We start from the raw sequence: 25,919 nt of genomic DNA, 5'->3' as shown, positions 1-25,919 counted from the left end.
CCCCCCTCTCCCCCCATCAATTTGGCGATGGTGCGCGTAACGACGCGCACCATCGCCAAATCAATGTCCTAGAGGGCGTTGCGGCGGGCGACCTCACCGAGCCACGCGAGGCTCGGCTTCGGGTGGCGCTCGAACGTCGAGCGGTCGACGCCGATGAGGCCGAACGTCGGACGGAACCCGGACGCCCACTCGTAGTTGTCGAGCGCGCTCCAGTGCAGGTACCCGCGCACGTCGATTCCGTCGGCCATCGCCGCGTGGAGGCCTCGGAGCGCGCCGTCGGTGTAGGCGACCCTGCGGGTGTCGTCACTCGTCGCGATCCCGTTCTCCGTCACGAGGACGGGGACGCCGCCGGTCAGTTCCCACGCGCTCCGCACGCCGAGCTCGAGCGCCGGAGGGAAGAACTCCCAGCCCGTGAGTGTCGTCTCGACGTCGTCGGAGACCGGCAGGGGCCCCTCCGGACCGATGTACGTCCGCGTGTACGCCTGCACGCCCACGAAATCATCGCCACGCGCGGCCTCGAGGTACCAGTCGTCGCGCGGGTACCCGTACTCACGGAGCTTCTCGTCCGCTCCCGGCTCGCCCGTGGAGTGGAACGCCTGCGTCGCGACCGTCCACCCCGACCGGATCTGTGGCAACTGCGACAGCACCGACCGCGCCCGGGTGTGGGAGTCGAGGAGAGCGTCCGCGACGCCGAGGTCGGGGTTCGGGAGACCGAACGCGACGAGGTTGGCCGCGTCCTCCCCTCCCGCGAGCATCGCGGCGATGTTCGGTTCGTTGATGGTGCACACGTACCGGACCCCATCGGAGACGATCGGGATGGCCGTCTCGACGAAGCGCTCGAACAGCTCGGGCGCTTCGGGGTTCCGCCAGAAGCCGGCTTCGAACATCCACCGAGGGACCGTGAAGTGGAGGAGCGAGACCACCGGCTCGAGATCGACCTCGATCGCCGCGTCGACCATCCGGCGGTAGTGGTCGATCGCCGCGCGCGAGATGAAACCGCGCTCCGGCTCGATGCGCGCCCACTCGATGCTGAAGCGGTACGACGTGAGACCGGCGTCGGCGAGGAGCTTCATGTCCTCGCGGTAGCGGTGGTAGTGGTCGACGGCGTCGCCGGACGGCTCGACGATCGTCGTGCCGGGCGCGTGCTCCTTGAGCCACCAGTCGTTCGAGACGTTGCCGCCCTCGACCTGGTGCGCGGCGGTGGCGGCACCCCAGAGGAAGCCGTCGGGGAACTGGAGGTACTGGGACATGGATGACTTTCGGTTGTCGGGCTCTGAGGGAAACAGGGTCAGTTGACGGCGAGCGAGGAGAAGAAGGAGTCGAGGGCCTCGAGGGTCGCCTCCGGCGCCTCGGCCTGGGGGGAGTGCGCGCCTCCGGGAATGACGACGTAGCGGGCGCCGAGGCGCTCCGCCATGTCCCGCTGCCAGTCGATCGGCCACTTGTCGTCGTGCTCGCCGTGGGCAACGAGCACCGGGACGGCGGTCTCGCGCAGCGCGTCGGTCGTGTCGTCCTCCGAACGCAGGATCGAGGCACCCTGGAGGAGGTTCTGATCGGCCGTCGCCGCTGCGCGATGTCGGAAGAACGCCTCGAAGGCGCCGATCTCCTCGTCGGTCGCGTCGACCTTCTCGGGGTTGTCCCGTTCCCAGAGGCCGATGCTGCCCGCTTGCGCGACCGTCTCGGTCGTCGCGTCGTGGCGACCGGGCCAGCCCTTCGGGCCGCTGCACAGGAGCGTGACGCTCGTGAACGCCGACGGGTCGCTGACGACGGCCGCCCGGGCGACCACTCCGCCGAGGCTGTGCCCGATGAGGTGCACGGGTGCGCCGCCGCCCACGAGGCGAGCGACCGCGACGGCGTCTCCCGCGAGCGCGTCGAGCGAGTAGTCGTCGTCGACGGGTTGTGCCGAGTCGGCCTGGCCGCGCTGGCTGTACGACCACGCGTCCCAACCGGTGTCGGCGAGGCGCGGGAGGATCTCGTGCGCGTCCTCCTTCGAGCCGGTGAAGCCGGGCACCCAGAGCACGACGCCGCGAGCGGCACCGGTCGGGTGCGCGCGCAGCGCGGTCAACCGCCCGACGGGCAGCTCGAGCGCGACCGCCTCGCTCCCCGGTCGCATCGGCAGCCCGCCGAAGTGCGGGATCGGCGTCCCACAGGGCGAGTCGCCCGACCTCTCCCCTTGGGTTGTCGCAGATCGGCGGTTCTCCGCAGAATCATCGCCGATCTGCGACAACCCGGGGAGGGAGGGGTCGCATGGAGAGGCCGGAGAATCCGGAAGCGCCGACATGTCCTCGGTCACGCGACGTCCCCCCGGAGACGGCGCGGGTTCGGCACGGCATCGAGCAGACGGACCGTGTAGTCGTCCTGCGGGTTCCGGAGCACGTCTGCCGTGACGCCGCGTTCGACGACCCGGCCGTCGTGGAGCACCATGATGTCGTCGGTCACGAGTCGCGCGCTCAGGAGGTCGTGGGTGATGTAGAGCAGGCTCACCCCCCATTTCTCACGCAGATCCTCGAGGAGCGCGAGCACACCGGCCCTCAACGACACGTCGAGCATCGAGACGGGCTCGTCGGCGATGAGGACCTGCGGGTCGCTCGCGAGAGCGCGCGCGATGACGACGCGCTGCCGCTGACCGCCGGACAACTGGTGCGGCAGCTTCTGGGCGAAGGTCTCGGTCGGCGTGAGGCCGACAGTCTCGAGCAGCTCGTGGAGTCGCGCTCGCGCCTCGTCGCCGCGGAGGTCCGTCATGTTGCGGATCGGCCGCGACAGCGTGTACTCGACGGTGTGCAGGGGGTTGAGCGCGGCGTACGGGTCCTGGAAGACCATCTGCACGTTGCTGCGCAGATCACGCAGCCCCTTCGCCCGCAGCCGTGTGACGTCGACGTCACCGAAGCGCACGGCTCCCTCCGTCGGCCGCTCGATCCCCGTGACGAGCTTCGCGAGCGTCGACTTGCCGCTTCCGGACGCGCCGACGAGGGCGAGCGACTGCCCGGGCTCGAGCGTGAACGAGACGTCGTCGAGTGCCCGGACCGGCTTCTCGCCGCGCCGCGGCGGCGGGTACACCTTCGAGACGTGATCGACCACGATCGCCGAGTCGGCGGAACGGACGCTGCGGGTCACGACGGTCGGTTCGCTCGTCGCGGACTCCGCTCGAGTCCTTCCGGACGCCGCGCGGGACTGCCGATCGGGGAAGCCCGGCAGCTCCACGACCTCGGCGCGCGGGTCGGCGTAGTGGCTGAGGAGCATGCGGGTGTACTCGTCCCGCGGCCGTTCGAGGATGTCGCGGCTCGAGCCGTCCTCGACGATGCGGCCCTCGTGCATGACGAGGACGCGCTGCGTCGCCTCGAGCACGATGCCGAGGTCGTGGCTGATGAGGATGGCCGTGAATCCCTCCGACTGCTGCAACGCCTGGATGGTGTCCATGACGGCGTGCTGCACGAGCACGTCGAGCGCCGTCGTCGGCTCGTCGAAGACCATGAGCTGCGGCTCGAGCGAGAGCGCGAGCGCGATGGAGACGCGCTGCCGCATCCCGCCGGAGAGCTCGCCGGGATAACTCGCGAGGACCGACGGGTCGAGCTCGACCTTGCGCACGAGCTCGGCGGCACGCGCCTCGCGGTCGGCCGCCGCGACGTGACCGTGCGCGCGGAAGATGTCCATGAAGTGGTTGCGGATGGTGCGCACGGGGTTGAGCGCGTTCATGCCGGACTGGAGCACCATGGCGAAGCCGCCCTGGCGCTGCCTGCGCAGCGCCTCGGTGTCGAGTTCGCGGATGTCGGAGCCGTCGAAGACGATGTTGCCGCCGTTCGTACGGGCCGGCGGCTTCTGAAGTCGCGTGAGCGCGAAACCGAGGGTCGACTTGCCCGAGCCCGATTCGCCGACGAGCCCGACGAACTCGCCGCGCCGGAGGCTGAAGCTCACGTGGTCGACCGCTTGCACGGGCGCGGCCCCGGGGCTCTCGTAGATGACGGAGAGGTCCCGCACGTCGAGGAGCACGTTGTCGGTTGCTGAGGTTGCCTGCACTGAGCCTGTCGAATGTGCCGAAGCACCGAGAGGCTCAGGGACCGTATTGTCGGTGGAGGTCACTTCTTGGCCTTCCCTTCGCGGAGGCGCGGATTGCTCACGGCGTCGACTCCGAAGTTGATGAGCGTGAGGCTGAGCGCGAGCAGCGCGATGCAGAGACCGGGGGCGAACAGGAGCGCCCACTGGCCGGTGAGGAGCGCGTTCGAGTTCTGCGCCCAGTAGAGCATCGTGCCCCAGCTGACGATGCTCGAGTCGCCGAGGCCGAGGAACTCGAGCCCCGCCTCGGCGAGGATCGCGGCCGTCGCCGCCCCGAAGAGGCTGCCGACGATGAGCGACGTCATGTTCGGGAGGATCTCGCGGAAGACGATGCGCGGGGCGCGCTCACCGGAGAACTGGGCAGCCGTCACGAAGTCGCGGCTGCGGAGCGACTGGGTCTGGCTGCGGAGCACGCGAGCACCCCACGCCCAGCCCGTCACGACGATCACGGCGATGATCATGAGGATGCCGCCGTTCTGCAGGTAGGCCGCGATGACGATCATGAGCGGGAGGCCCGGGATCACGAGGAAGAGGTTGACGATGAAGCCGACGACCTCGCTCGAGAGTCCTTTGAGGTAGCCCCAGCTGAGCCCGATCGCGACGGCGATGAGCGTCGAGAGCACACCGGCGGCGAGGCCGACGAGGATCGAGATCTGCGCGCCGAAGATGAGCTGGCTGAGCACGTCCTCCCCCGCCGCCGTCGTGCCGAGCCAGTGGGCGCCGTTCGCGTCGAGGTTGCGCTCGAAGGACGTGTCCTTCGGGTCGTATGGAGCGAGGAGCGGCGCGAAGACCGCGACGAGCACGAACAGCGCGAGGATGACGATGCCGACGCGCGCCTTGCCGTTCGACCACACCACTCCGAGCGTGCGGCCGAAGGAGCGCCACCGGCTCGGCGCCGCGACGGCCCCGTCCGCTGCGCCCTCGGCGGGGATTCTGACGTTCTGCGTTGAAGTCATCGGCGGGTCCTTGGGTCGAGTGCGCCGTACAGGATGTCGACGAGGAAGTTGGCGACGAGCACGCTCACCGTGATCATCAGGAAGAGGGCCTGCATGAGCGGGTAGTCCTGCCCGATCACCGCGTTGAACAGCAGGTACCCGATGCCCGGGTATCCGAACACCTGCTCGACGAGGATCGACCCGCCGACGACACCGCCGAGCGCGAGACCGAAGCCCGTGAGGTTGGGGAGGATCGCATTGCGGGCGGCGTAGCGGACGGCGACCGTGCCGCCACGGAGTCCGTTCGCCTCGGCGAAGGTCACGTAGTCGTCGCCGAGCGTGTTGATCATCGCGTTGCGCATGCCGATGATCCAGCCGCCGAGGCTCGTCACGAGGATCGTGAGCGCCGGGAGGGCAGCGTGGAGGAGCGCGTCCCCGATGAACGCCGGCGTGAACGCCGGGGTCGTCGTGGCCGAGTAGGCGCCCGTCGTCGGGAACCAGTGCAGCACGTAGCCGGCGAAGAAGAGCAGCAGGAGCGCGGTCCAGAAGTAAGGGAAGGTGCTCATGAAGCTGCCGCCGAGCGTCGGGAGCGCGTCGAGCCACGTGCCCCGCTTCCACGCGGCGGCGACGCCGATGAGCGTTCCGAGGATGAAGGCGACGATCGTGACGATGCCGACGAGGATGATCGTGTACGGCAGCGCCGTGCTCACCATGCTCGACACCGTCTGCGGGTAGAAGGTGTACGAGACGCCGAAGTCGAGCGTCACCACCTGGCGCAGGTACGAGACGTACTGCTCCCACAGGCTCCCGTCCGGGACACCCAGCTGGGCCTCGATCGCGGCGCGCGTCGCCTCGGTCACGGGGCCGTTCTGCGAGAGCTTCGCGATTGCGGCGTCCGCGGGGGAACCCGGCATGAGGCGCGGGAGGAAGAAGTTGAGCGTGACGGCCGCCCACAGCGTCAGGACGAAGAGGCCGAGCTTTCCGGCGATGTACTTCACTGGTCGTCTCCGTTCGCGAGCTTCAGGCGCGTGAAGATCATCAGCGGCGCGGAGTCGTAGTTCTGCGGGGCCATGTAGGGGTCCTCTTCGCTCGGCCAGCCCGTGAACTTGGCGTCGTTGAAGAGCCCCCACGAGCCGCCGTAGTACATCCCGATGACGGGCAGGTCGTCGTAGACGATGTTCTGCAGCGCGTGGCTCAGTTCGAGCTGCCTCTCGGGGTCGGGCGTCGCCTTGAGCTCGGCGAGCAGCTCGTCGGCCTCGGGGTTCCGGTAGCGGGCGAAGTTGTTCGCCGTCGTCTCGCCGACGGGCACGTAGAACTCGCTCGACAACAGGCTGTTGTACGCCTGGTAGACGTAGCCGCCGCCCATCCCGCCGAGTGCGACCTCGAAGTCGCCGTTGGAGATCGCCTGCTGGTAACCGGCGGGCTGCGGCAGGCTCAGCTTCACCTCGATGCCGACGCCGCGGAGCTGGCGCTGCACCTCCTGCGCCGCGCGGGTCCAGTCGGAGTAGCCGTTCGCGCTCGTGAGCGAGAAGGAGAACTGCTCGCCGTCAGCGCCGACGAGCCGGTCGCCCTCGAGCGTGTAGCCCGCCTGCTCGAACTCCGCGAGGGCGGCGTCCGTGTCCTGCTCGATCATGCCGCCGTCGGGGATGCTCGGGTCGAGCTGGTCCTCCTGGTTGGGGAGGATGAGGCCCGTCTGACCCGCCGGTTCCATGTAGCCCTCGGACGCGGAGTCGGCGATCGCTCCCCGCTCGAGAGCGAGGGAGATGCCGCGGCGCACGTGCACGTCGTCGAACGGCGCGACCTCGTGGTTGGGCATGAGCCCGATGATCCCGATCGGCGGGAACCAGAATCTGTTGCTGTCGCTCGCGGCTCCCCACGTGCCCTCGACGTCGGAGATGAAGGAGTACGCCCAGTCGTAGCCGCGTGTGACGGTGTCGAGCTGCGTGTTCGTGGCGGGGAGGATGAGGTGCTGGATCTCGATCGAGTCGGCCTGCCAGTAGTCCTCGTTCTTGTCCATCGAGTACTGCTGCTGGTTGTAGTTGCCGAGCGTGAAGGGGCCGGACCCGATGGGGTCCTCGTTGCGCCACGTGCTCGGGTCCTCGACGTCGGACCAGATGTGCTCCGGCACGATGTACGTCGCGCCGATGATCGTGAGCGCCGGGACGTCGTCGGTGAGGAGCTCGAACGTGATCGTGTCGCCCTCGACCTCGATCGACTCGATGTGTTGCCACGCGCCCTTGATGTCGATCGCCGGGAACTCCTCGAGCATCTCGAACGTGAAGGCGACGTCGTCGGCGGTGAGTGGCTCACCGTCGCTCCACTCGGCGTCGTCGCGGATCGTCATCTCGATCGTGTCGGCGTCGGGCAGGGACCACTCGGTCGCGAGCCACGGCGTCTGCTCGTTGTCGAGCGGATTGATCATGATGAGCGGCTCGTACATCCACCGCGACGCCGTGCGGGTGTTGGTGAGGTACGGGTTGAAGTTGCGGTCGAAGAGCGGGTTGCCGCGGTCGGCGTTGATGAGCATCGTGTCGTCGGGGATCGTCGGATCCGGTTGCGACGTGACCTGGATGCTGCAGCCGGTCGCCACGAGCATCGCGGCCGCGCCGACGGCCAGCGCCGAGAGCGCTCGCCGGGCACGGCGTCGGGGGGTCCGCTCGGGCCGAGCGGTGGGAGAAGTGAGTGACACGGTGTCGAATCCTCATGTCGTCGTCGTCACGAGGCAGTCCGGGGGCTGCGCTGCGCCGGACGGGGATCCGTCCGTGGATGACCCCACTGTATGCGCATACATCCTTTTCCGCAACCACCAAAGGGCTACACCCGCACGAGGGCGCCAATTGTGGATACCGCCCTCGACACCGAACTAGAGCCCTCACATCGCGACCCACGAACCGGTTGGGGGCGGTCGGTACCACTGACGACTCGCTCGAAGGCGCTCGCTTCGCAACGAGGGCGCCAGGTGCACGTGGCGCCCTCGTGCGGGTGTAGCACTTTCAGGGGGCGGTGCTCTCCCGGACGAGAACACTCACCGGCAGTCGGAGCGTCACGGGCGGCTGCGACGGGTCGCCGAGTCGGCCGGAGAGCACGTGTACCGCCGCGCGCCCGAGATCCTCCATCGGCTGACGCACCGTCGTGAGGCGAGGAACCGAGTGTCGCCCGGCGTCGATGCCGTCGAAGCCCGCCACGAGGACCCGACCGGGGACCGCGATCCCGTGCGCCTGCAACGCGTCGAGCACGCCGAGCGCCATCTGGTCGTTCGCGCAGACGATCGCATCGGGGATGTGACCGGAGGAGACGAGCGACGTGGCGACGTCGCGCGCCCGGTCGCGCGAGAACTCCGCGCTCACGACACTCACGCCCGGCCGTGTCTCGATCGGATGCGCGGCGATCGCGTCCTGGAAGCCCTCGTAGCGCTCGATGTCGTCGGGCGTCTCGATGCTGCCGCGGATGTAGAGCATGCCGTCTGCCTCGCGCGCGGCGAAGACGTGCTCGACGAGCGCGCGCATGCCGGCACGGTTGTCGACGCTCACATGGTCGAAGTCGTCGTCGCGACGAGGACCCGCGATCAGGACGACGGGGATCCGGCGCGCGATGTGCTCGAGCATCTCGTCCGGCACGCTCCCGGCGAGGACGGCGAGACCGTCGACCCGACCGGCGATGTCCGACACGATCGTGTGCGAATCGGCCCCGCGACCGACCCCGACGAGCAGGACGAAGCCGTTCCGCCACGCCTCGATCTCGGCGCCGCGGAGCACCTCGTCGAAGTAGAGGAGGTCGGAGCCGGCCGCGCCGTCGTCGTCCGACGCGTGGTCGCGCACGACGGGAACGGTTCCGCTCCGGTCGGGGACGAACGACGTCGTCTCGCGCATCGCGTCGAAGTCCGGAAAGAAGAGGCCGACGACACCCGTGCGGCGGGCAGCCAGACCGCGTGCGCTCGCGCTCGGGACGTAGCCGAGGGCGCGCACGGACGCGAGGACGCGCTCGCGTGTCGCCTCGCGGACGTCGGCGGGGCGGCGCAGAACGCGCGACACCGTCGCGATCGACACTCCCGCGTGCTCCGCGACGTCGTACACCGTCGGGGCCTTCGCGCTCATCGCACCGTCCCCCTCCGTCGCGTCCCGCTCATCCGCCTCATCCTAGAACGCGCTTCTCCCGTCCTGGCCCCCCTGAAAATCCCCTCCGTACTCGCAATTCGATGCACGTAGGGGATTTTCAGGCACCGAGGGGGTGGAGAGGGCGTACCAGATGAGGAGCATCGTCACGAGGAATCCCGTCAGGAAGTTAAGCCAGAGGAACCGCTTCCAGCCACGGTTCGCCGACTCCGCCGTCTCGTCCGTGACGTTCCAGAACGGCGCGACGTTCGCGACGTACGGCAGCACGAGGAGGGCGCCGAGCGGTCCCGGCCACGTCGTACCGAGGAGCAGCAGGCCCCCGATCACGTAGGCGAGGAGCGCGAAGCGTGCGGTGGCCCTCGCTCCGAGCACCGTGCCGATCGACGCGATCCCGCCGGCTCGATCGGCGATGACGTCCTGCACGGCACCGAAGGCGTGGCTCGCGATCCCCCACAGGAAGTAGCCGGCGAGCAGGGCGACGAGCGAGGGCTCGACGACGACGCCCGCGAGCGCCAGCCCGTACGCCGCCGGCGACACGAAGTGCGTGCTCGACGTGATCGAGTCGAGGAAGGGCACCTCCTTGAATCGCAGCCCTTTCGCGCTGTACGCGACGACGGCGAAGAGACTCACGGCGAGGACGAGCCATGACACCGGGGAGCCGAGCAGCACGAGCACGACGACGAACGGGATGTTCGTGACGAGCACCGCGATGATCGTCGTCCGGTGGAGGGTCCGGTCGAGCACGGCGCCCTCCACGCCGCCCTTCCGCGGATTGCGCAGATCCGACTCGTAATCGAAGATGTCGTTGATCCCGTACATCGCGAGGTTGTACGGGATCAGGAAGTAGATCGTTCCGAGCCAGAACGTGACGTCGAGCTCGCGCGTCGCAAGGTAGTACGCCGCGGCGAAGGGGAACGCCGTATTGATCCACGAGAGCGGCCTCGACGAGAGCAGGAGTTGTTCAAGCGTGCGCACGGGGCCTCCGACGGGACGGGCGGAGCAGGCTCCACAACGACGGCAGGACGACCGCCGCGAACACAGCGTAGGAGAAGTCCTCGATCGGGGCGATTCCGACGAAGACGCCCGACAAGTGCTCGGGCTCGTACGCCACGAGTCCGATGCCGATCATCACGTTGTCGAAGACGGCGGTGAGCGCGAGGACGACGAGGAGGGTGAGTCCGAGGCCGCGGAGGAAGCGGCGGCGATCGGATGCGCGGACCGTCGCGACGAGAGCGAGGGCGGCGGCCGGGACGAGGAACGCGAGGTTGAGGAGCGTGTACGTCATCGTCGTTCCTCCCTCGTGTCACGGCCGACGCGGGAGACCGCACCGAAGACGTTCATGGACAGGTAGCAGAGCAGGACGAGGAAGAAGATCTCCTCGACGGGGACCTCCGGCGCCACGAGCACGCCCGTCATGAACGGCGTCTGCCCGCGGAAGAAGATGCCGAGGCCGATGCCGAACAGGTCCCAGACGAGGAAGACAACGACGCCGGCCGCGAGCACGACCGCCGCGCGCCGTGCATCGGACCAGAAGAAGAGGCCGAACCTCCGGTCGAGCACGACCATGCCCGTGATCGACACGAGCAGGGCAGCGAGGTAGACGAGGCTCACTCGCGCCCCGTCGGGAGGGGGACGGGGAGCGCCTCCGTCGACGTGTCGCCGTTCAGCCGCTTGACCACGAGCTCGGCGCTGATGAGGCACATCGGGAGCCCGATGCCGGGGATCGTCGACCCGCCGGCGTAGACGAGGCCGTCGACCCGTTTGCTGACGTTGCCCGCGCGGAAGAGCGCAGACTGGGCGAGCGTGTGCGCCGGGCCGAGCATCGTTCCGCGCCACGCGTTGATCGACTCGACGAAGTCCGCCGGCCCCACGTCGTGGCGGGCCGTGATGCGCTCGGTGAGGTCCGGGATGTCCGCCCACTCGGCGATCTGGGCGATCGCACGATCGCCAGCGGCGCGGATCGTGTCGCTCGAACCACCCCCGAGGGTGGGGTCCGCCGGGATGGGGACGAGCACGAACAGGTTCTCGTGCCCCTCCGGGGCGACGTCGTCGGTCGCGCTCGGCTTGCAGACGTAGAGCGATGCCGGATCGGGAATGTGCGGAGACGATCCGCCGATCGCATCGAAGTTCGCGCGCCAGTCTGTCGTGAAGAAGAGGGTGTGGTGGAGGAGCTGCGGAAGCTCACCGCGGACACCGAGCGAGAGCAGTACGGCTCCCGGTCCCGGCGTCTTCTTGTCCCAGTAGGACTGCGGGTAGGTCCGCAGCGCGGGAGGAAGCAGTTTCGTCTCGGTGTGGTGGAGATCGGCTGCCGACACGACGACCGACACCTCCTCGACGTGTGTCGCGCCCGCGGCGTCGGTCCAATCGACGCCCGTGGTGCGGGCTCGGCGCCGCCCCACGGACTCCGTCCGGATGCGTCGGACGGTCGCGCCCGTCTCGATCCGCACACCGGCTTCACGGGCGAGGCCGGCGATCGCCTCGATCACACGGGCGAAGCCGCCGCGCGGGTAGTACACGCCGTCCTCGAGATCGAGGTGGCTCATGAGGTGGTACATGCTCGGCGTGGAATAGGGCGACGACCCGAGGAAGACCGCGGGGTAGCCGAGGATCTGACGCAATCGCGTGTCGGACACGACGGAGCCCGCCGCCGAGTCGAGGTCGGTGCCGAAGAGCTTCGCGAAGCGGGGCAATTCCCGGATCACGTCGGCGGCGAGGAGCGGCGTGAGCGATTCGAAGGTCGTGTAGAGGAAGCGCTTCTTCGCGAGCTCGTACACCTCGCCGGCGGAGTCGAGGTAGCGCTCGAGGCGCGCTCCCGATCCGGGCTCGATGGCCTCGAAGAGCGCGACGTTCTCGGCTCGCGTCGCGGCGATGTCGATGGGGTCGGCGTGGCCCTCCGAGAAGACGCGGTAGCCGGGCTCGAGCCGCACGAGATCGAGCTGCTCGGCCGACGACGTGCCCATGAGCCGGAAGAAGTGATCGAAGACCTCTGGCATGAGGAACCAGCTGGGACCGAGGTCGAAGCGGAAGCCGTCCCGTTCGAGCAGGCTCGCGCGGCCGCCGAGCTCGTCGTTCTTCTCGAGCAGGGTGACGTCACGGCCGCTGCGCGCGAGCAGGGCCGCCGTCGCGAGCCCGGAGATGCCGCCGCCGATCACGACCGTGCGCTCGGGCGCCCCGTGTCGCGGTCTCATCGGGTCCGCGCTCCCCTGGCTGCGTTCACGGCGATCCTCATCTTGACGGGGTTGGGGACGCGCACGCGCGTCGTGACGAGTTCGGAGGCCGACGTCGAACGGATGCGACGGGAGAGCTCCGCGAAGAGGTCGTGCGCGAGCACGACCGCGCGACGCGACGACGCCGGGAGACCCGCGATCGTCGCCGCCGACGCGGCGAGGTCGGCGTCGATGTCGTCGAGAAGCCGCGTCTTGTCGGCCTCCGAGAACGCGTCGACCCTGATGCCCGGGAAGTAGCTGCGCCCGAGTCCCGCGAAGTCGGCGGCGAGGTCGCGAAGGAAGTTGACCTTCTGGAAGGCGGCGCCGAGCCGCCGGGCGCCCTCCTCGAGCCGCGCCGTCTCCGCCGCGTTCTTCCGCTCGCCCACGAGGAACACCCGCAGGCACATGAGGCCGACGACCTCCGCCGAGCCGTAGACGTACGCGTCGAAGCTCTCGGGCGTGTGCTCGACATCTGTGATGTCCGCGCGCATCGAGGCGAAGAACGGCCGCGTCAGCGACGCGTCGATCCCGGCCCGGCGGGCGGTGAGCGCGAACGCATGCACGACGAGGTTGGCGCTGTAGCCGATCGCGATCGCGCGCTCCGTCTCCGTCTCGAGTTCGTCGAGGGTTCGCATGATCGATGCGTCGTCGAGGCCCGCGTCGCTCGCGGCGCCGTCGACGATCTCGTCGGCGATGCGCACGAGGGCGTAGATGCTCCGGACGTCTCGGCACACGGACGGTGACAGCAGTCGAGCGGCGAGGCCGAACGACGTGGAGTAGCGGCGGATCACGAGCGCGGCGGCCTCGACGGCGACCGCGTCGTACTGCCGTCCTCCCGTCACCGCGTGCGCTCCAGCACCGCGCGGACCACGGGAGCGAGCTCGTCGCGCGTCGAAGCGGGGACGGCGCCATCGGCGAGCGCCTCCCATGCACGATTCGCGTAGTCGGCGGCGAGCAGCTCCGCGAACGTGCGAGCGCCGCTCGCGGCGATCGCGTCGCGCAGACGCGCGGCGCCGTCGTCGTCGAGCGCCGGATCGCCGAAGAGCCCGCGCACGGTGTTCCATTCCGGGCGGGTCGCTGCGTGCGCGATGAGCACCGTCCGTTTCCCCTCCCGGAGGTCTCCGACCGAGCTCTTGCCCGTCACGCCCTCCTCGCCGAAGACGCCGAGGACGTCGTCGACGATCTGGTAGGCGATACCGATGTTCCGTCCGAAGACGCCGAGCGCGTCGATCGTGGGCAGCGACGCCCCGGCCAGCACTGCTCCGGCTTGGAGCGGCGCCTCGAAGGAGTACCACGCGGTCTTGAGGCGCTCCATCTCGACGATGTCGTCGACCGACGGCATCTCGACGTGGAGGGAGAAGTCGACATCGGCGTACTCCCCTGCGGCTGCGGCGGAGACGGCGTCGTCGAGGATTTCGATGAGTCGACCGCGCGTGAGTTCGTCGGCTCCCGCCTCGTCGACGAGCCGATAGGCACCGGCGAGTGCGAGATCACCCGCGACGACGGCGACGGACATGCCGCGGTGCTCGGCGAGCGGGAGCGGGATCCCGGCGGTGGTCGCGCGGTCGCGATAGCTCCCGGACACGTTGGGACGACCCCGGCGGACGAAGTCGCGGTCGATGACGTCGTCGTGCACGATGAGCGCGGTGTGCAGCAACTCGTACGCGGCGGCGACGCGGGCCGCGACGTCGATGTCCGTGCCTCCGAGGCTCTCGTAGGCCGCGAGCACCATGCGGGGTCGGAACCGCTTCCCGCCCGCGGTGTTGCGTCGGAGGCTCTCGATGATGTGGACGTAGCGCGACCCGAAACGACCGGCGCGCGCGGCGGCGACCTCGAACCAACCGTCGAGCACCTCGTCGACGCGGGGCAGTCGTCGGCCTGCGACGACCACGAGATCGTGGGAGTCCATTGCTCGACCATAACCGACGGGTCCCGATCGTTGAAAGTTTTTACTAGACCGTCTAAGTATGTTGACAAGAGCGAGACGGTGCCCTCGGGCCACGACATCCCGAGAGTGACGGAGAATAGAGGCATGACCGTGGAACGAGTAGTCCTGTTGAGCGAAGACGGCACCCCCATCGGCGTCGCGGACAAGGACACGGTGCACACCGACGCGACGCCCCTGCACCTCGCATTCTCCTGCCACGTCTCCGACCCCGACGGCCGTATCCTCGTGACGCGCCGGGCCCTCTCGAAGAAGACCTGGCCCGGCGTCTGGACCAACTCCTTCTGCGGGCACCCCGGACCCGGCGAGGACATGGACGCCGCGGTGCACCGACGCGCCCGCGCGGAACTCGGCATCGAGCTGGACTCGCTCACGCTCGCGCTCCCCGACTTCCGGTACCGCGCCGTCGACGCCGACGGCACCGTCGAGTACGAGATCTGCCCCGTGTACCGCGCGACGACGTCGAGCGCCGTGCTGCCCGAGCCCACCGAGGTCGTCGAGTGGTTCTGGGCCGAGCCGGCGTCTCTCGACACGGCGATCGCGGCGACGCCGTGGGCGTTCAGCCCGTGGCTGACCCTCCAGCTCCCCCTGCTCGCGACGGTCTGATCGAGCGTCCGAGGTCGACCACGACCATGACGGAATCCGTCCTCATCGGCCCGGTCGCCGCTCCGGAGCTGCACGTCATGACGTTCAACGTGCGTCGTCCCGTCGCGCAGTTGTCGTCGCGCAGCCCCGACCGCTGGGAGACCCGTCGGCCCGCCGTCGGTGCGCTCCTGCGCGCAGAGCGGCCGTCGCTCCTCGGCGTGCAGGAGGCGATGCCCGAGCAAGCGGCTTTCCTCCGCCGCGCGCTCGGTGGCGGATACCACTCGGTGGGGCGCGGGCGGAAGTCGGACGGCACGGGTGAAGGCTGCCCCATCATCTTCGACGCCGAGCGACTCGACCTCGAGGCCTGGACGCAACAGTCCCTCTCCGATAGCCCCGACACCCCGGGATCGACGAGTTGGGGCAGCCTCGTCCCGCGAATCCTCGTCGGCGCCGTGTTCCGGGACCGCGAGACCTCGTCACGCTTCCTCGCGGTCAACACCCACTTCGACCACCTCTCACGCCGCTCGCGATTGCGGTCGGCGGAGCGGATCCGCTCGCTCGTCGCGGCGCAGGGCCTCCCCGCGATCGTGACGGGTGATCTCAACACCGGCGAGCACACCGCGCCGATCCGCGCCCTGCTCGCTCCGGAAGACGACGACACCCCGACGCTCGAGGACGCGTGGTCGGTCGCGGGCGAGCGCCTCACGGCGGAGTGGGGCACGTTCCCGAACTATCGGGCGCCGCGCCACGACCGCAAGCGGATCGACTGGATCGCGACGTCGCCGCGCATCGAGGTCGTGCGAGCCGGCATCAACACTCGGCGACCGGCGGGCGTGTGGGCGTCCGATCACCTCCCCGTTCAGGCCGTGCTGCGGATCCCCGCCACCGAGGACACCGCGTGATCGAGAACTTCCTGCGGCGACCGCACGGCCGGACGGCCCTCGCGGCCGACGTCGTACGCGTCCTCGGTCTCCTGAGCGTCGTGGCCGCCGCGGTCTGGTGGAGCGCGACGGACGCCGGCGTGCTCGCCCTCGTGCTCCCGGCGCTCCTCCTCCCCCGCTTCATCGCCGCGCGGCCGCTCGTCGACCTCGTCTACGGCATCGTGCTGCTCGTGGCCGCCTGGAGCAACGTCTTCGATCTGTACACGAGCATCTCCTGGTGGGACCTCGCGGTCCACCTCGCATGCACGGGCGTCGTGGCCGCGATGCTCTTCCTCCTGCTCACGCGCGTGGAGATCATCACGGCACCCGCGTCCGGCCCCGCCGCGGCGGCCGTCCCGATCGTGCTGACCGCGCTCATCGGGCTCGCGGCGAGCGCCGTATGGGAGATGATCGAGTGGCTCGGTAAGGCGTTCGTGAGCGACGACATCTTCGTCGCCTACGACGACACGATCGCGGACATGGCGATCGGCGGGCTCGGGGCCCTGCTCGCGGGAGTCGCACTCGCGAGCATGCGTCGGCAGCCCTGGTCGGACAGCGTGCCGGCGCCCGAGGAGACGCGGGGCGCCGCCGTAGGCTGAGCGGATGACCCACCACGTCGCCATCGTCACCGGCGCGAACCACGGCATCGGTGCCGCGATCGCGGAACGCCTCGCAGCAGACGGCCTCGCCGTCGTCGTCACCTACCTGTCGGTCGACGAACCCGAACGCGAGGGGACGCCCGACCGCCTCCGCGAGAACCACCGCCTTGACGCGACGGCCGTGATGGAGCGCATCCATGCCGCCGGTGGCCGGGCGATCGCCATCTCGGCCGACCTCCTCGACACCGCCGTGATCCCCCGCCTGTTCGATGCTGCCGAGGAGGCGTTCGGCCCCGTCGACGTGCTCGTGAACAACGCGACGGGCTCCCTCAGCGACACGTTCCGGGCGGAGGAGCTCGATTGGGCGGGACGGGCGCTCTCACCCGTGACCGCCGAGTCCTTCGATCGCCAGTTCGGCGTGGATGCGCGCGCCGGCGCCCTCCTCATCGCCGAGTTCGCGCGGCGGCTCCAGCAGCGCGGCGGTTCGTGGGGCCGGATCATCTCGATGACATCGGGAGGCGAGAAGGGCTTCCCCCAGGAGGTGTCGTACGGGGCGGCGAAGGCCGCGATCGTCAACTACACGATGTCGGCGAGCCTCGAGCTCAGCCGCTTCGGCGTCACGGCGAACGCCCTCCACCCGCCCGTGACCGACACGGGCTGGGTGACCGACGAGGTGCGCGGCTTCGTCGCGCGGGACGACGCGTTCTTCGACGTCGCCGAACCTCACGAGGTCGCGGACGTCGCCTCCTTCCTCGTGTCCGACGCGGGCCGACGTGTCACCGGGAACGTCATCCGTATGGGGTGACGAGGACCGCGTCGCGACCGACCGACCGACGACCGACCGACCGACCGACCGACCGACCGACCGGGAATGCTGTCAGACGGTGAGCGACGTTCTCGTGAGCCGCTCGGAGAGCTCCCACACGCGCGCCGCCTCCTCGGGACTCCGGAGGGTGGGGTACAACCTCTGCTCCGCGGGAGCTCCGGACGTGCGCCCGAGGCCGCGCGGGCTCACGAGCGATCCCCCCGCCACGTCGGGAGACGTCGCCGCGAGCAGCGCGGGGAGCCCGGCGCTCGCGACGGTGCCCGCGAGGACACCGTGAGCGGAAAGCCACCGGATGGCGCGCACCTGTGGCGTGTCTCGGCCGCGACCGAGTTCGGGGCGCGCGGCGAGTAGATTCGTGGGCGCGACGCCGGGATGGGAGAGGACGCTCGTGATCCCCCAGCCGCCCGCAGTGCTGCGGCGGTCGAGCTCGAGCCCGAAGAGGCCGAACGCGATCTTCGACTGGCTGTACGCGCGCATGCCGTCGTAGCTCCGCTCCCAGTTGACGTCGTCCCAGTTGATGCGACCCGACCGCGCCGCGACGCTGATCTGCGACGTGACCCGGGCGCGTCCCGCCTGAAGCAGGGGGAGGAGCTCCGCGACGAGAGCGAAGTGCCCGAGGTGGTTCGTGCCGAACTGCACCTCGAATCCGTCCGCCGTCGTCTGGCGGCTCGGAGGCGTCATGACGCCGGCGTTGTTGATGAGGATGTGAATGGGGTCGCCCTCGCGCCGGAGCGTCTCGCCGAGAGCGGCGACGGACTCGAGCGACGAGAGGTCGAGGCCGCGCAGCACCACCGTCGCGGACGGCGCCGCAGCCCGGATCACGGCGAGCGCCGTCTCCCCCTTCAGGCGGTTCCGCACGGGCAGGACCAGCTCGGCTCCGGCCGCCGCGAGGCGCCCGGCCATGACGAGACCCATCCCGTCGCTCGCACCCGTGACGAGCACGCGTCTCCCGCTGAGGTCCGGGAGGGTGATGTCGATCGTTCTGCGTGGCATGGTGTCGCTCCTGACGTGTCGTGGTGGCTCTACGTTCGCTCCGACCGCCCGTGCGAGCCAGGGCCTGCCGATCCGCTGTTGCGGAGACCGCCCCGATCGGGGCCGATCGATCCCGAGGGGCGGATCGGGAGGCCGTGGCTCGGCGGGCGGCGAACACGGTAGACAGGGGTGAGGCACGAGAAGGAGGAACCGTGATCGATCGCACCGGACTGGCGGAGTTCCTCCGCGTGCGACGCGAGGCGCTGCAACCGGAAGACGTGGGGCTGCCGCGCGGTCCGCGACGGCGCACGGCGGGGTTGCGGCGCGAGGAGGTCGCGCAGTTGTGCCACATGTCGACGGACTACTACGCGCGCCTCGAACGGGAGCGCGGACCCCAACCCTCCGAGCAGATGCTCGCCTCGATCGCCCAAGGCCTCCACCTCTCCCACCAGGAACGCGACCACCTGTTCCACCTCGCCGGGCACACGCCGCCCCCGATCGGCGCGAACAGCGAGCACATCAGCCCCGGGCTCCTGCGTGTGCTCGACCGGCTCGAGGACACACCGGCGGAGATCGTCACGGAGCTCGGCGAGACGCTGCGGCAGTCGCGACTCGGGGCCGCCCTGCTCGGAGACAACGTGTCACGAGAGGGACCGGACCGCAGCCTCGGGTTCCGCTGGTTCACCGATCCGGACGTGCGGCACTTCTACGCCGTCGAGGAACACGCGTTCTTGAGCCGCCTTTACGCCTCGGGGCTGCGCGAGATCCTGGCGCGCCGCGGTCCCGGGTCGCGCGCCGCGCACCTCACCGATCTGCTGCTCGATCGCAGCGAGGAGTTCCGTGCCCTCTGGGCCGCGCACGAGGTGGGTGTCCGGCCGAAGGAGACGAAGCGTTTCGTGCATCCCGAGGTCGGAGCGCTCGAGCTGCACTGCCAGCGCCTCGTCGACCCCGACCAGTCGCACGCGTTGCTCGTGTACACGGCGGTGCCGGGAAGCGAGAGCCACGAGAAGCTGCGCCTGCTCTCCGTGCTCGGCACGCAGTCGCTCCGCTGACGGAGGAGAGACGCGGTCAGGCGATGCGCGTGCCCTCGTTGTGCTCCGCGAGCCACCAGGTCTTCCCGTCGTCGTCGGAGACGTAGCTCTCCCACGTGTACGACGACTCGGTGATGTTCGAGAAGTTCCAGCGGATCGCCTTGCCGTCGTTGCGGGTGCCGTCCTGGCGGATACCGTCCTTCCGATGGCCCGTCGCGAGGAGGTTGCAGTACTCGCCGCGCACGGGCTCGACGTAGGACACGCGCCAGAGTCCGATGTCGGCGTCGTACACGCGGAGGGCCGTGCCGATCGTCTCGGCGCCCTCGGCGGTCTCGCGCACGGACACGTCCTGCACGGCCCGACCGTCGAGGATGTAGGCGACGTGCCACGTGAACTCGCTCGGCGCCCAGGCGCCCGAGGTCTCGTCGAGCCGCGAGGCCGATACGCGCCAGGAGCCGACGAGTCTCCCGAAGCGGGCGATGCGCTTCGGGTGGGCGGCGGCGGGCTCGGCGGCCGTGAGGGCGGCGGCGAATCGTGTCTGCGCGTCGGTCATGGCGGCACCTCTTCCGGGGATCGCGGGTCGTGCACCGGCCGCCTTCGCCCGATGGGCTGATCCCAGGGTACCGGCGTGCGGTGGCAGCGGGCCATGCCCACACGCGCCCGGTTCGCAACCCTCGGTGGTCGCCGGTCCCTCGTGGCAGACTCGCCTCGATGTCCGATTCCCCGGAGACGAATCCCATCGTCATGTCGACGTCGAGCACCGAGTCCTCCACGCGGCGCTCGGCCTTCGTGCTCGCGATCCGCCGCGCCGTCCGGCCCGCTCGACTGCTGCACGCGGCGAAGACCGCTATCGCGGCGACGATCGCGTGGCTCCTCGGCGGGCTGCTCCCGGGCGACCTCGCGGACTACGCCTACTACGCGCCTCTCGGCGCCCTCATCAGCATGGCCCCGACCCTCATGGACTCGGTGCGCTCGAGTATCCAGACGGTGGCGGGTCTCGCGCTCGGGGTGCTCGTCGCCTGGGGGCTCATCGCGATCGCCGCCCCGCCGTTCGTCGCCGTGCCAGTCGCGATCCTCGTGGGTACCGTGCTCGCGGGACTGACCGTGCTCGGTCCGGGCAAGGACTACATCCCGATCGCCGCCCTCTTCGTGCTCATCATCGGCGGCGCGAACGCCAACGACTTCTCCATCGGTTACGTCGCGCAGATGGGGCTCGGCATGGTGATCGGCATCGTCGTGAACCTCGTCGTCATGCCGCCGCTCCGGGTCGACGACTCCGCCATCGCCCTGTCCGCACTGCGTCGCACGGGCGCTCGTACGCTCGAGGCCATGGCCCAGTCGCTCTCGACGGGCGGCGACGGCTCCGACTGGGAGCGTGAGCTGCTGACGTTCGAGTCGCGGCTCGCCGAGGCGGCGACCGCGGTGCGCGGCGCACGCGAGAGTCGGCGTGCCAATCCCCGAGCCCGACGGATGAATTACGACGTCGACGAGGACCTCGACGACCTCGCGGCGCTCCGACGCGCTCGCGTGCACCTCGAGGCGATGGGTGCCGTGCTCCGCGGATCGGAGCATGAACGTCCGCTCGGCGAGCTCGCGGGTGCCGAGACGCTCGCGCCCGCCGCCGAGTTGCTCGGCGGGCTCGGGCGCCTCATGGAGCTCTGGAACGAGGAGCGGGCCGGAGCGCCGACGCCGGAGAACGGCGACGGCGCCGAGTCACGTGACCCCGCAGAGGTCGAGCGTGAGCTGCGCGAACGGACGGAGTCCCCGGACGCTCAGCCTCTCGTGAGCGCCATCGCCGTGGCCGCTGGGCGGATGCGCGAGGACCTCGAGGAGCGGCGGTCGTCGCGCGTCACCGGATCGACACGAGCGGCGACGCGCGACGGACGGTCGGCCCCCTAGATCCCGGCGCCCTCGTCGAGCGACGGGTGCTGCACGACCAGGTCGTCATCCGGGTCGTCGTCAGCGTCGAGCGCCTCGGCCATGTCCGCGTCGAGCTCCGCGTTGATGCTCTCGTCGGACGACGGGCCGGCGCCGTGAGAGCCGTCCTCCCGGTCGGCTCCGTTGTGCGAGGGGTTCGCTGCTGTGGGGTCGCTCATCTCGGTTCCTCTCGTGGCGGCGAGCGGGATCCTCGCCGGTGGATCGAACCTAACGGTGTGCACGCCCCTCGTCGTACCCGTACCGCAGCCCCTCGCCGCGTGCTAACGCGGATCGCCGACGCCACCACACGATCGCAGGGCCTCTCGAAGCGTCTCGACCGCTCACGGAGCGCACGATCGGTCGCTGACTACAGCTCGCGGGAGCCGACGTCCGTCCGGTGGAAGTTCTGGAACGACCGCGACGCGGTCGGGCCGCGCTGCCCCTGGTAGCGCGACGAGTAGGCCGCGGACCCGTAGGGCTGCTCCGCCGGCGAGCTGAGACGGAAGAAGCACATCTGCCCGATCTTCATGCCCGGCCACAGCTTGATCGGCAGCGTCGCGACGTTGCTGAGCTCGAGCGTCACGTGCCCCTCGAAGCCCGGGTCGATGAAGCCCGCGGTCGAGTGCGTGAGGAGACCGAGGCGACCGAGGGAGCTCTTGCCCTCGAGACGCGCGGCGACGTCGTCCGGCAGCTTGACGCTCTCGAACGTCGAGCCGAGCACGAACTCGCCGGGGTGGAGGATGAACGGCTCGTCGGGCTTCGTCTCGATGAGGCGTGTGAGCTCCGGCTGGTCCTCCGCCGGGTCGATGAAGGGGTACTTGTGGTTGTCGAACAACCGGAAGAAGCGATCGAGGCGTACGTCGATGCTCGACGGCTGGATCATCTCCGGCTCGTACGGGTCGAGCGCGATGCGCCCGGTGGTCAGTTCGGCCCTGATGTCGCGATCGGAGAGAAGCACACGGTCAGTGTAGTGGCGGCGTGCGGCATGTGACGGCGGCGTTTGCTAGGCTGGCGGGGCGCCTTCGGGCGTACGCGGATGTAGTTCAATGGTAGAACTTCAGCTTCCCAAGCTGATAGCGCGGGTTCGATTCCCGTCATCCGCTCCAGTTCTCAGCCGGTTGGCGTCCACCGGTAGGCGCGTGTCGGGTTCTCCGGGTCGTGCACGTCGCCGTCGGGGTGGCGCACGAAGCCGTGGCGCTCGGCGAAGCGTTCGGATGCCGTGTTGCCGGGGACGATGTGGGCGTCGATCATCGTGACGCCGAGGCCGTCGGTCGCGACGCGGATGATCTCGCGAACGGCCTCCGAGGCGAGCCCGAGGCCCTCGCGGTCGCGGCGCACGACGTAGCCGATGTCGGCGTGACCGTTCGCGCCGCGGCGCAGATCGACCTCGCCGATCACCCGGCCGGTCGCGATCTCTTCTATCGCGAGGACGAGCCAGTCCCCCTCGGCGGGCGCGCGGTGCTGTGAGAGCTTCTTGAGAAGCGCCGTGCGGGTGTCGTCGCGGGAGCGCACCGGCCATGGGAGGTAGCGGACGGTGCGCTCGTCGCCGTGGAAGAGCGCGAGGTCGTCGAGGTCGGTCTCACGATGCTCGCGGAGGAGGAGTCGCGGGGTGCGGAGCGGGAGTTCCGGGGCCCAGTCGCGTCGGCGGCGGTCGTCCATCAGGGGCCCAGGGTATCGGGTGCCCCGCCCTTCGACAGGCTCAGGGACCGCGGGCGATCCGGGCCCCGCCCGCACGGCCGCTGAGCCTGCCGAAGCGCGGCGCGGCAGTCCGCTCAGCGGGTGATGTCGCGAATCGTGCCCTTCTCCAGTCGCAGCCGACGCGACGCGCGCCGTGCGACCGCCGAGTCGTGCGTCACGACGATGAGGGTGAGCCCGTCGTCGTTGAGCGCCTGCAGGAGGTCGAGGATCTCGTCGCGCATGCTCTCGTCGAGATTGCCCGTGGGCTCGTCCGCGAGCAGCACGCGGGGCCGCTTGGCGATGGCCCGCGCGATCGCGACGCGCTGCTGCTGCCCGCCCGACAACTCACCCGGACGGTGATCGGCGCGATCCGCGAGACCGACATGAGCGAGCGCGTCGGCCACGCGGACTCGGCGCTCAGCGGCGTCGAGCCCGAGCGGCTCGAGACCCATGTCGACGTTCTCGCTCGCCGTCAGCGTCGGGATGAGGTTGAAGCCCTGGAAGACGAAACCGATCTCGCGAGCGCGCACCGCCCCGAGGGCCGTGTTGCTCGCGCCGGCGAGGTCGGTGTCGCCGAGAGTCATCCGCCCGGACGTCGGTCGGTCGAGCGCGCCGAGCAACTGCAGCAGTGTGCTCTTACCACCACCGGTCGGGCCCTGGATGGTGACGAAGTCGCCGCCGCGGATCTCGAGGTCCACCCCCGTGAGCGGCTTCACGACCCGCTTCTTCTGCTGGTAGGTCTTCGCGACTCCCGCGAGGCGGTATATCGGCTGGGCGGCCGAATCGGTCGGGTCGATGTGGGGCCGGGTGATGGTCATGGTGCTCGCTCCTGTCGGGGAAGGGGATGGGGTGGCGGAGACGCGGGTCATGCGACGGACCGGAGGGCCTCGGCGGGGCTGAGTCGCGCCGCCCGCCAGCCGCCGAACGCTCCCGCGACGAGGCCGGCGGACACCGCGAGACCGACGGCAGCGACGAGGACCCACGGAGTGAGCGGAGCGCTCAACGTGATGTCGGTCGCCGTCTGAACGGTTGAGGCGAACCGCCCGCCGCCTGGACCACCTCCGGCACCGGCCTCCGTCGCTGCGGGAGCCGCGGAGATCGTCGGAGCGATGATGTTGATCGCGAGGATGCCGCCGAGACCGATCGCGAGACCGATCGCCCCGCCGATGAGCCCCTGCACCATGGACTCGCCTGCGACCTGGCGGATCACGCGGCCGTTCGACCAGCCGATGGCCTTCAGCGTCCCGAACTCGCGAGTACGCCGCGAGACGCCCGACATCGTGAACAGCACCGCGAGGACGACCGCGACGGCGAGCACGAGGATCGACAGCCACGTTCCGAGGTTCGTGATGAGCGACGTCGCGCTCGAGAGCGAGCCGGACACCGTCGAGGCGAGGTCGGACTGCGAGCTCACCGTCGCGTCGGGCACGGCCGATTCGATCTCACTCTGGACAGCGGCGATTCCGTCGGCCGTCGTCGCCTGCACGTAGACGGTGGAGACGACGTCCCCCACGCCCGCGAGCGACTGCGCGACGTCGAGGGGGATGTAGACGTTCGAGGCGGTGTCCGTCGAGCTGGAGCTCGACGAGACGAGCCCGACGATCTCCATCGCCGTGCCGCCGACGTCGACGGTCCCGCCGACGGCGAGGTCGTTCGACGTGGCGTAGGTCGCGTCCAGGACGGCGACGTTCTGACCGGCGTCATCGGCGTCGAGCGCCCGTCCGTCGGTCACGGACACGGACGACAGCGGACCCACCGTCTGCACGGCGGGGTCGATGCCCAGCACCGTGAAGGAGTCGACGTCGAAGGAACCGCCGCCGAATCCGCCGCCGCCCTGCGGAGCGTCGTCGGCGGGCGCGGAGCCGGCCTCGCCCGCAGCATTCGTCCCGCCATCGGCGGGCATCTCGGGGAGCTCACCGGAGAAGGTCGAGTTCGTGAGACTCAAGGCGCCGGTCGCCGAGGAGACACCATCGAGGGCGGAGATCGTGCCGACCGTCGCCGCATCGAGAGTGGTGCGCCCGCGATCGGTGCGAAGTTGCGACTGCGCGAGCGTCGTCGTGCCGTCTTCCGCCGTCGCGCCGCCGTCCTCGCCGAAGTCGAAGCGCGAGCCACCGTCCTCGCCCGGCTCCTGCTGGGCGCCGGCGACCGTGAGGTCGGTGCCCACGCCGTAGACCGATTCGAGGGCCTGCGTCTGCGCGTCGCGCACTCCCGCGGTGAGGGCGTTGACGATGATGACGAGCGCGATCGCGATCGCGAGCCCCGCCGCGACGATGGCCGTCTGTTTCGTGCGTCCGCTCAGTTCGCGGCGCAGATAGGTGAGGTACATGGGTCTCCTTCTCCGGTCGGTCCGACCGGTCGATGAGACGGTACGAGCGCGTCCTCTCGACGCGTCATGAGCCGACTAGGAGCTGGCTATGACCCGGCTGACGACTCGATCGGGGACTCGGCGTCGATCCTGGGTACCCCACTCCGCGGTCGCTGAGCCTGTCGACGTGCGCCGCGGCGGAGGAGCAGGGAACGCGCGGCTGACAGGCGGAACCGGAGGCTGCCCGCCCTGCAGCGGTCAGCCGCCGAGCTGGGTGAGGAGCGGGTCGCGGAGACCGACGCAGTCGTTCGTCCAGAACGGCTCCGCGTACACGAGCCGACCGCTCATCCAGTCCTCATGACCGTCGATCAGGGCGACGTGGAACGCCTGCTCCGGGATCCGCAGACTCGGACGCTCGAACCCGAGCGGCTCCGCGGCGGCGAAGCCCTGGCGCGAGTAGTACGCAGGATCGCCTTCGAGGAAGATCGCGGGCATCGCGAGCTCCTCGGCCGACGCGAACGCCCCGCCGAGCAGCGCCCCGCCGATGCCGCGCCGCTGGAAGCGCGGCGCCACCGCGAGCGGGCTCAGCACGAGCACGTCGACGAGCGCCGCACGCGCATCGAGCCACGAATGGCTGAGCATCACGTGCCCGACGACCTCGTCGCCCACCTCGGCGACGAGTTCGGCGCGAGCATACGAGGGACGCAACGCATCGACGAGACCGAGGACCTTCTCGCCGTCGTCCCCGAATGCCTCGAGGACGACGCGATCGATCGACTCGAAGTCGGCGTCCTGCGCGGCGCGGACGATCACATGCTGATCCACGCGACTACTTTACGGGT

Annotated in this window: 27 protein-coding genes and 1 tRNA gene; 7 read left to right on the top strand and 21 right to left on the bottom strand. The window is 69.9% G+C overall.

Features of this window, described 5'->3' with window-relative positions; genetic code table 11:
* Positions 1–68 precede the first annotated feature (68 nt).
* The 13 genes from ELQ90_RS03495 to ELQ90_RS03435 form a co-directional block, all read right to left on the bottom strand.
* Positions 69–1,250: a glycoside hydrolase family 1 protein gene (locus tag ELQ90_RS03495; protein WP_128493850.1), complete on the bottom strand. Its 1,182-nt coding sequence runs from the start codon at positions 1,248–1,250 to the stop codon at positions 69–71.
* Positions 1,251–1,288: 38 nt separating this feature from the next.
* Complete coding sequence (locus ELQ90_RS03490; RefSeq protein WP_166408801.1) at positions 1,289–2,110, bottom strand: alpha/beta fold hydrolase; 822 nt, start codon at positions 2,108–2,110, stop codon at positions 1,289–1,291.
* A gap of 176 nt (positions 2,111–2,286) precedes the next feature.
* Complete coding sequence (locus ELQ90_RS03485; RefSeq protein WP_128493848.1) at positions 2,287–4,011, bottom strand: ABC transporter ATP-binding protein; 1,725 nt, start codon at positions 4,009–4,011, stop codon at positions 2,287–2,289.
* A gap of 59 nt (positions 4,012–4,070) precedes the next feature.
* Positions 4,071–5,003, bottom strand: a complete 933-nt coding sequence (locus ELQ90_RS03480) for an ABC transporter permease (protein WP_128493847.1) — start codon at positions 5,001–5,003, stop codon at positions 4,071–4,073.
* The gene (locus ELQ90_RS03475) at positions 5,000–5,980 is read right to left on the bottom strand and encodes an ABC transporter permease (RefSeq protein ID WP_128493846.1); all 981 of its coding nucleotides are present in this window, start codon (positions 5,978–5,980) and stop codon (positions 5,000–5,002) included. Before ELQ90_RS03475 ends, ELQ90_RS03480 begins: the two co-directional genes overlap by 4 nt.
* Entirely contained in the window at positions 5,977–7,671 is a 1,695-nt protein-coding gene (locus ELQ90_RS03470; RefSeq protein WP_243695980.1) for an ABC transporter substrate-binding protein, read from the bottom strand. Before ELQ90_RS03470 ends, ELQ90_RS03475 begins: the two co-directional genes overlap by 4 nt.
* Positions 7,672–7,975: 304 nt before the next feature.
* Positions 7,976–9,076 carry a LacI family DNA-binding transcriptional regulator gene (locus ELQ90_RS03465; RefSeq protein WP_128493845.1) on the bottom strand — a complete coding sequence of 367 codons (1,101 nt, stop codon included), beginning with the start codon at positions 9,074–9,076 and terminating at the stop codon, positions 7,976–7,978.
* A gap of 42 nt (positions 9,077–9,118) precedes the next feature.
* On the bottom strand, positions 9,119–10,069 hold the full coding sequence (locus ELQ90_RS03460) for a prenyltransferase (RefSeq protein ID WP_208020555.1): 951 nt from the start codon (positions 10,067–10,069) through the stop codon (positions 9,119–9,121).
* Entirely contained in the window at positions 10,056–10,379 is a 324-nt protein-coding gene (locus tag ELQ90_RS03455) for a lycopene cyclase domain-containing protein (protein WP_128493844.1), read from the bottom strand. Before ELQ90_RS03455 ends, ELQ90_RS03460 begins: the two co-directional genes overlap by 14 nt.
* Positions 10,376–10,705 (bottom strand): lycopene cyclase domain-containing protein, encoded by a 330-nt coding sequence (locus tag ELQ90_RS03450; RefSeq protein ID WP_128493843.1) that lies wholly within the window; start codon positions 10,703–10,705, stop codon positions 10,376–10,378. Before ELQ90_RS03450 ends, ELQ90_RS03455 begins: the two co-directional genes overlap by 4 nt.
* Positions 10,702–12,282 carry a phytoene desaturase family protein gene (crtI, locus tag ELQ90_RS03445; protein ID WP_128493842.1) on the bottom strand — a complete coding sequence of 527 codons (1,581 nt, stop codon included), beginning with the start codon at positions 12,280–12,282 and terminating at the stop codon, positions 10,702–10,704. The genes ELQ90_RS03450 and crtI overlap by 4 nt, the downstream gene beginning before the upstream one ends.
* Positions 12,279–13,142: a phytoene/squalene synthase family protein gene (locus ELQ90_RS03440; protein ID WP_243695979.1), complete on the bottom strand. Its 864-nt coding sequence runs from the start codon at positions 13,140–13,142 to the stop codon at positions 12,279–12,281. Before ELQ90_RS03440 ends, crtI begins: the two co-directional genes overlap by 4 nt.
* Positions 13,139–14,209: a polyprenyl synthetase family protein gene (locus ELQ90_RS03435; protein WP_128493840.1), complete on the bottom strand. Its 1,071-nt coding sequence runs from the start codon at positions 14,207–14,209 to the stop codon at positions 13,139–13,141. The genes ELQ90_RS03440 and ELQ90_RS03435 overlap by 4 nt, the downstream gene beginning before the upstream one ends.
* A 123-nt stretch (positions 14,210–14,332) precedes the next feature.
* On the opposite strand from ELQ90_RS03435, the gene idi reads away from it, so the two are divergent.
* Genes idi through ELQ90_RS03415 form a run of 4 tightly spaced genes read left to right on the top strand, consistent with a single transcriptional unit; the run spans position 14,333 to position 17,154 of the window.
* Complete coding sequence (idi, locus tag ELQ90_RS03430; protein ID WP_128493839.1) at positions 14,333–14,851, top strand: isopentenyl-diphosphate Delta-isomerase; 519 nt, start codon at positions 14,333–14,335, stop codon at positions 14,849–14,851.
* A 26-nt stretch (positions 14,852–14,877) separates the two neighbouring features.
* On the top strand, positions 14,878–15,732 hold the full coding sequence (locus tag ELQ90_RS03425; RefSeq protein WP_128493838.1) for an endonuclease/exonuclease/phosphatase family protein: 855 nt from the start codon (positions 14,878–14,880) through the stop codon (positions 15,730–15,732).
* A complete protein-coding gene (locus ELQ90_RS03420; protein ID WP_128493837.1) occupies positions 15,729–16,349 on the top strand; it encodes a DUF2238 domain-containing protein in 621 nt (206 codons plus the stop codon). Before ELQ90_RS03425 ends, ELQ90_RS03420 begins: the two co-directional genes overlap by 4 nt.
* 4 nt (positions 16,350–16,353) lie before the next feature.
* On the top strand, positions 16,354–17,154 hold the full coding sequence (locus ELQ90_RS03415; protein WP_128493836.1) for an SDR family NAD(P)-dependent oxidoreductase: 801 nt from the start codon (positions 16,354–16,356) through the stop codon (positions 17,152–17,154).
* A 72-nt stretch (positions 17,155–17,226) separates the two neighbouring features.
* Here ELQ90_RS03415 and ELQ90_RS03410 read toward each other — a convergent pair whose 3' ends face one another.
* The gene (locus tag ELQ90_RS03410) at positions 17,227–18,168 is read right to left on the bottom strand and encodes an SDR family oxidoreductase (protein WP_128493835.1); all 942 of its coding nucleotides are present in this window, start codon (positions 18,166–18,168) and stop codon (positions 17,227–17,229) included.
* A 191-nt stretch (positions 18,169–18,359) separates the two neighbouring features.
* Here ELQ90_RS03410 and ELQ90_RS03405 point away from each other — a divergent pair, with 191 nt between their 5' ends.
* Positions 18,360–19,199 carry a helix-turn-helix transcriptional regulator gene (locus ELQ90_RS03405; protein WP_128493834.1) on the top strand — a complete coding sequence of 280 codons (840 nt, stop codon included), beginning with the start codon at positions 18,360–18,362 and terminating at the stop codon, positions 19,197–19,199.
* A gap of 16 nt (positions 19,200–19,215) precedes the next feature.
* Here the strand turns inward: ELQ90_RS03405 and ELQ90_RS03400 are convergent, their stop codons facing one another.
* Complete coding sequence (locus ELQ90_RS03400) at positions 19,216–19,731, bottom strand: hypothetical protein (RefSeq protein ID WP_128493833.1); 516 nt, start codon at positions 19,729–19,731, stop codon at positions 19,216–19,218.
* Between the two features lie 158 nt (positions 19,732–19,889).
* Here ELQ90_RS03400 and ELQ90_RS03395 point away from each other — a divergent pair, with 158 nt between their 5' ends.
* Positions 19,890–21,077 carry an FUSC family protein gene (locus ELQ90_RS03395; protein WP_128493832.1) on the top strand — a complete coding sequence of 396 codons (1,188 nt, stop codon included), beginning with the start codon at positions 19,890–19,892 and terminating at the stop codon, positions 21,075–21,077.
* Here ELQ90_RS03395 and ELQ90_RS03390 read toward each other — a convergent pair.
* Together ELQ90_RS03390 and dcd are read right to left on the bottom strand one after the other, a co-directional pair.
* Positions 21,074–21,274, bottom strand: a complete 201-nt coding sequence (locus tag ELQ90_RS03390; RefSeq protein WP_128493831.1) for a hypothetical protein — start codon at positions 21,272–21,274, stop codon at positions 21,074–21,076. The two genes, ELQ90_RS03395 and ELQ90_RS03390, sit on opposite strands and share 4 nt — an antisense overlap.
* A gap of 188 nt (positions 21,275–21,462) precedes the next feature.
* Positions 21,463–22,053, bottom strand: a complete 591-nt coding sequence (gene dcd / locus ELQ90_RS03385) for a dCTP deaminase (protein ID WP_128493830.1) — start codon at positions 22,051–22,053, stop codon at positions 21,463–21,465.
* Between the two features lie 74 nt (positions 22,054–22,127).
* Here dcd and ELQ90_RS03380 point away from each other — a divergent pair.
* Positions 22,128–22,201 (top strand) — tRNA-Gly (locus ELQ90_RS03380).
* 4 nt (positions 22,202–22,205) lie between these two features.
* Here the strand turns inward: ELQ90_RS03380 and ELQ90_RS03375 are convergent.
* The 4 genes from ELQ90_RS03375 to ELQ90_RS03360 all read right to left on the bottom strand — a co-directional run bounded on the left by ELQ90_RS03375 (position 22,206) and on the right by ELQ90_RS03360 (position 25,902).
* Entirely contained in the window at positions 22,206–22,754 is a 549-nt protein-coding gene (locus ELQ90_RS03375) for a GNAT family N-acetyltransferase (RefSeq protein ID WP_128493829.1), read from the bottom strand.
* Positions 22,755–22,867: 113 nt separating this feature from the next.
* Entirely contained in the window at positions 22,868–23,590 is a 723-nt protein-coding gene (locus ELQ90_RS03370) for an ABC transporter ATP-binding protein (protein WP_208020554.1), read from the bottom strand.
* Positions 23,591–23,637: 47 nt separating this feature from the next.
* The gene (locus ELQ90_RS03365; protein WP_128493828.1) at positions 23,638–25,098 is read right to left on the bottom strand and encodes an ABC transporter permease; all 1,461 of its coding nucleotides are present in this window, start codon (positions 25,096–25,098) and stop codon (positions 23,638–23,640) included.
* A gap of 237 nt (positions 25,099–25,335) precedes the next feature.
* Positions 25,336–25,902, bottom strand: a complete 567-nt coding sequence (locus ELQ90_RS03360; RefSeq protein WP_243695978.1) for a GNAT family N-acetyltransferase — start codon at positions 25,900–25,902, stop codon at positions 25,336–25,338.
* Positions 25,903–25,919 lie beyond the last annotated feature (17 nt).

Origin of the sequence: Labedella phragmitis (genome assembly GCF_004078635.1) — a bacterium.
Taxonomy (GTDB): Bacteria; Actinomycetota; Actinomycetes; order Actinomycetales; family Microbacteriaceae; genus Labedella; species Labedella phragmitis.
Note: the sequence above shows the minus strand (reverse complement) of the source record. Positions and strands in the feature narration are given on the sequence as shown.

Excerpts from the sequence above, each read along its gene's own strand:
- ELQ90_RS03365 (WP_128493828.1), bottom strand. The coding sequence starts at position 25,098 with ATGTACCTCACCTATCTGCGCCGCGAACTGAGCGGACGCACGAAACAG.
- ELQ90_RS03395 (WP_128493832.1), top strand. The coding sequence starts at position 19,890 with ATGTCCGATTCCCCGGAGACGAATCCCATCGTCATGTCGACGTCGAGC.
- ELQ90_RS03390 (WP_128493831.1), bottom strand. The coding sequence starts at position 21,274 with ATGAGCGACCCCACAGCAGCGAACCCCTCGCACAACGGAGCCGACCGG.
- ELQ90_RS03490 (WP_166408801.1), bottom strand. The coding sequence starts at position 2,110 with ATGCGACCGGGGAGCGAGGCGGTCGCGCTCGAGCTGCCCGTCGGGCGG.
- ELQ90_RS03410 (WP_128493835.1), bottom strand. The coding sequence starts at position 18,168 with ATGCCACGCAGAACGATCGACATCACCCTCCCGGACCTCAGCGGGAGA.
- ELQ90_RS03465 (WP_128493845.1), bottom strand. The coding sequence starts at position 9,076 with ATGAGCGCGAAGGCCCCGACGGTGTACGACGTCGCGGAGCACGCGGGA.
- ELQ90_RS03495 (WP_128493850.1), bottom strand. The coding sequence starts at position 1,250 with ATGTCCCAGTACCTCCAGTTCCCCGACGGCTTCCTCTGGGGTGCCGCC.
- ELQ90_RS03480 (WP_128493847.1), bottom strand. The coding sequence starts at position 5,003 with ATGACTTCAACGCAGAACGTCAGAATCCCCGCCGAGGGCGCAGCGGAC.
- ELQ90_RS03375 (WP_128493829.1), bottom strand. The coding sequence starts at position 22,754 with ATGGACGACCGCCGCCGACGCGACTGGGCCCCGGAACTCCCGCTCCGC.
- crtI (WP_128493842.1), bottom strand. The coding sequence starts at position 12,282 with ATGAGACCGCGACACGGGGCGCCCGAGCGCACGGTCGTGATCGGCGGC.
- ELQ90_RS03400 (WP_128493833.1), bottom strand. The coding sequence starts at position 19,731 with ATGACCGACGCGCAGACACGATTCGCCGCCGCCCTCACGGCCGCCGAG.
- idi (WP_128493839.1), top strand. The coding sequence starts at position 14,333 with ATGACCGTGGAACGAGTAGTCCTGTTGAGCGAAGACGGCACCCCCATC.
- ELQ90_RS03455 (WP_128493844.1), bottom strand. The coding sequence starts at position 10,379 with ATGACGTACACGCTCCTCAACCTCGCGTTCCTCGTCCCGGCCGCCGCC.
- ELQ90_RS03425 (WP_128493838.1), top strand. The coding sequence starts at position 14,878 with ATGACGGAATCCGTCCTCATCGGCCCGGTCGCCGCTCCGGAGCTGCAC.
- ELQ90_RS03370 (WP_208020554.1), bottom strand. The coding sequence starts at position 23,590 with ATGACCATCACCCGGCCCCACATCGACCCGACCGATTCGGCCGCCCAG.
- ELQ90_RS03415 (WP_128493836.1), top strand. The coding sequence starts at position 16,354 with ATGACCCACCACGTCGCCATCGTCACCGGCGCGAACCACGGCATCGGT.
- ELQ90_RS03435 (WP_128493840.1), bottom strand. The coding sequence starts at position 14,209 with ATGGACTCCCACGATCTCGTGGTCGTCGCAGGCCGACGACTGCCCCGC.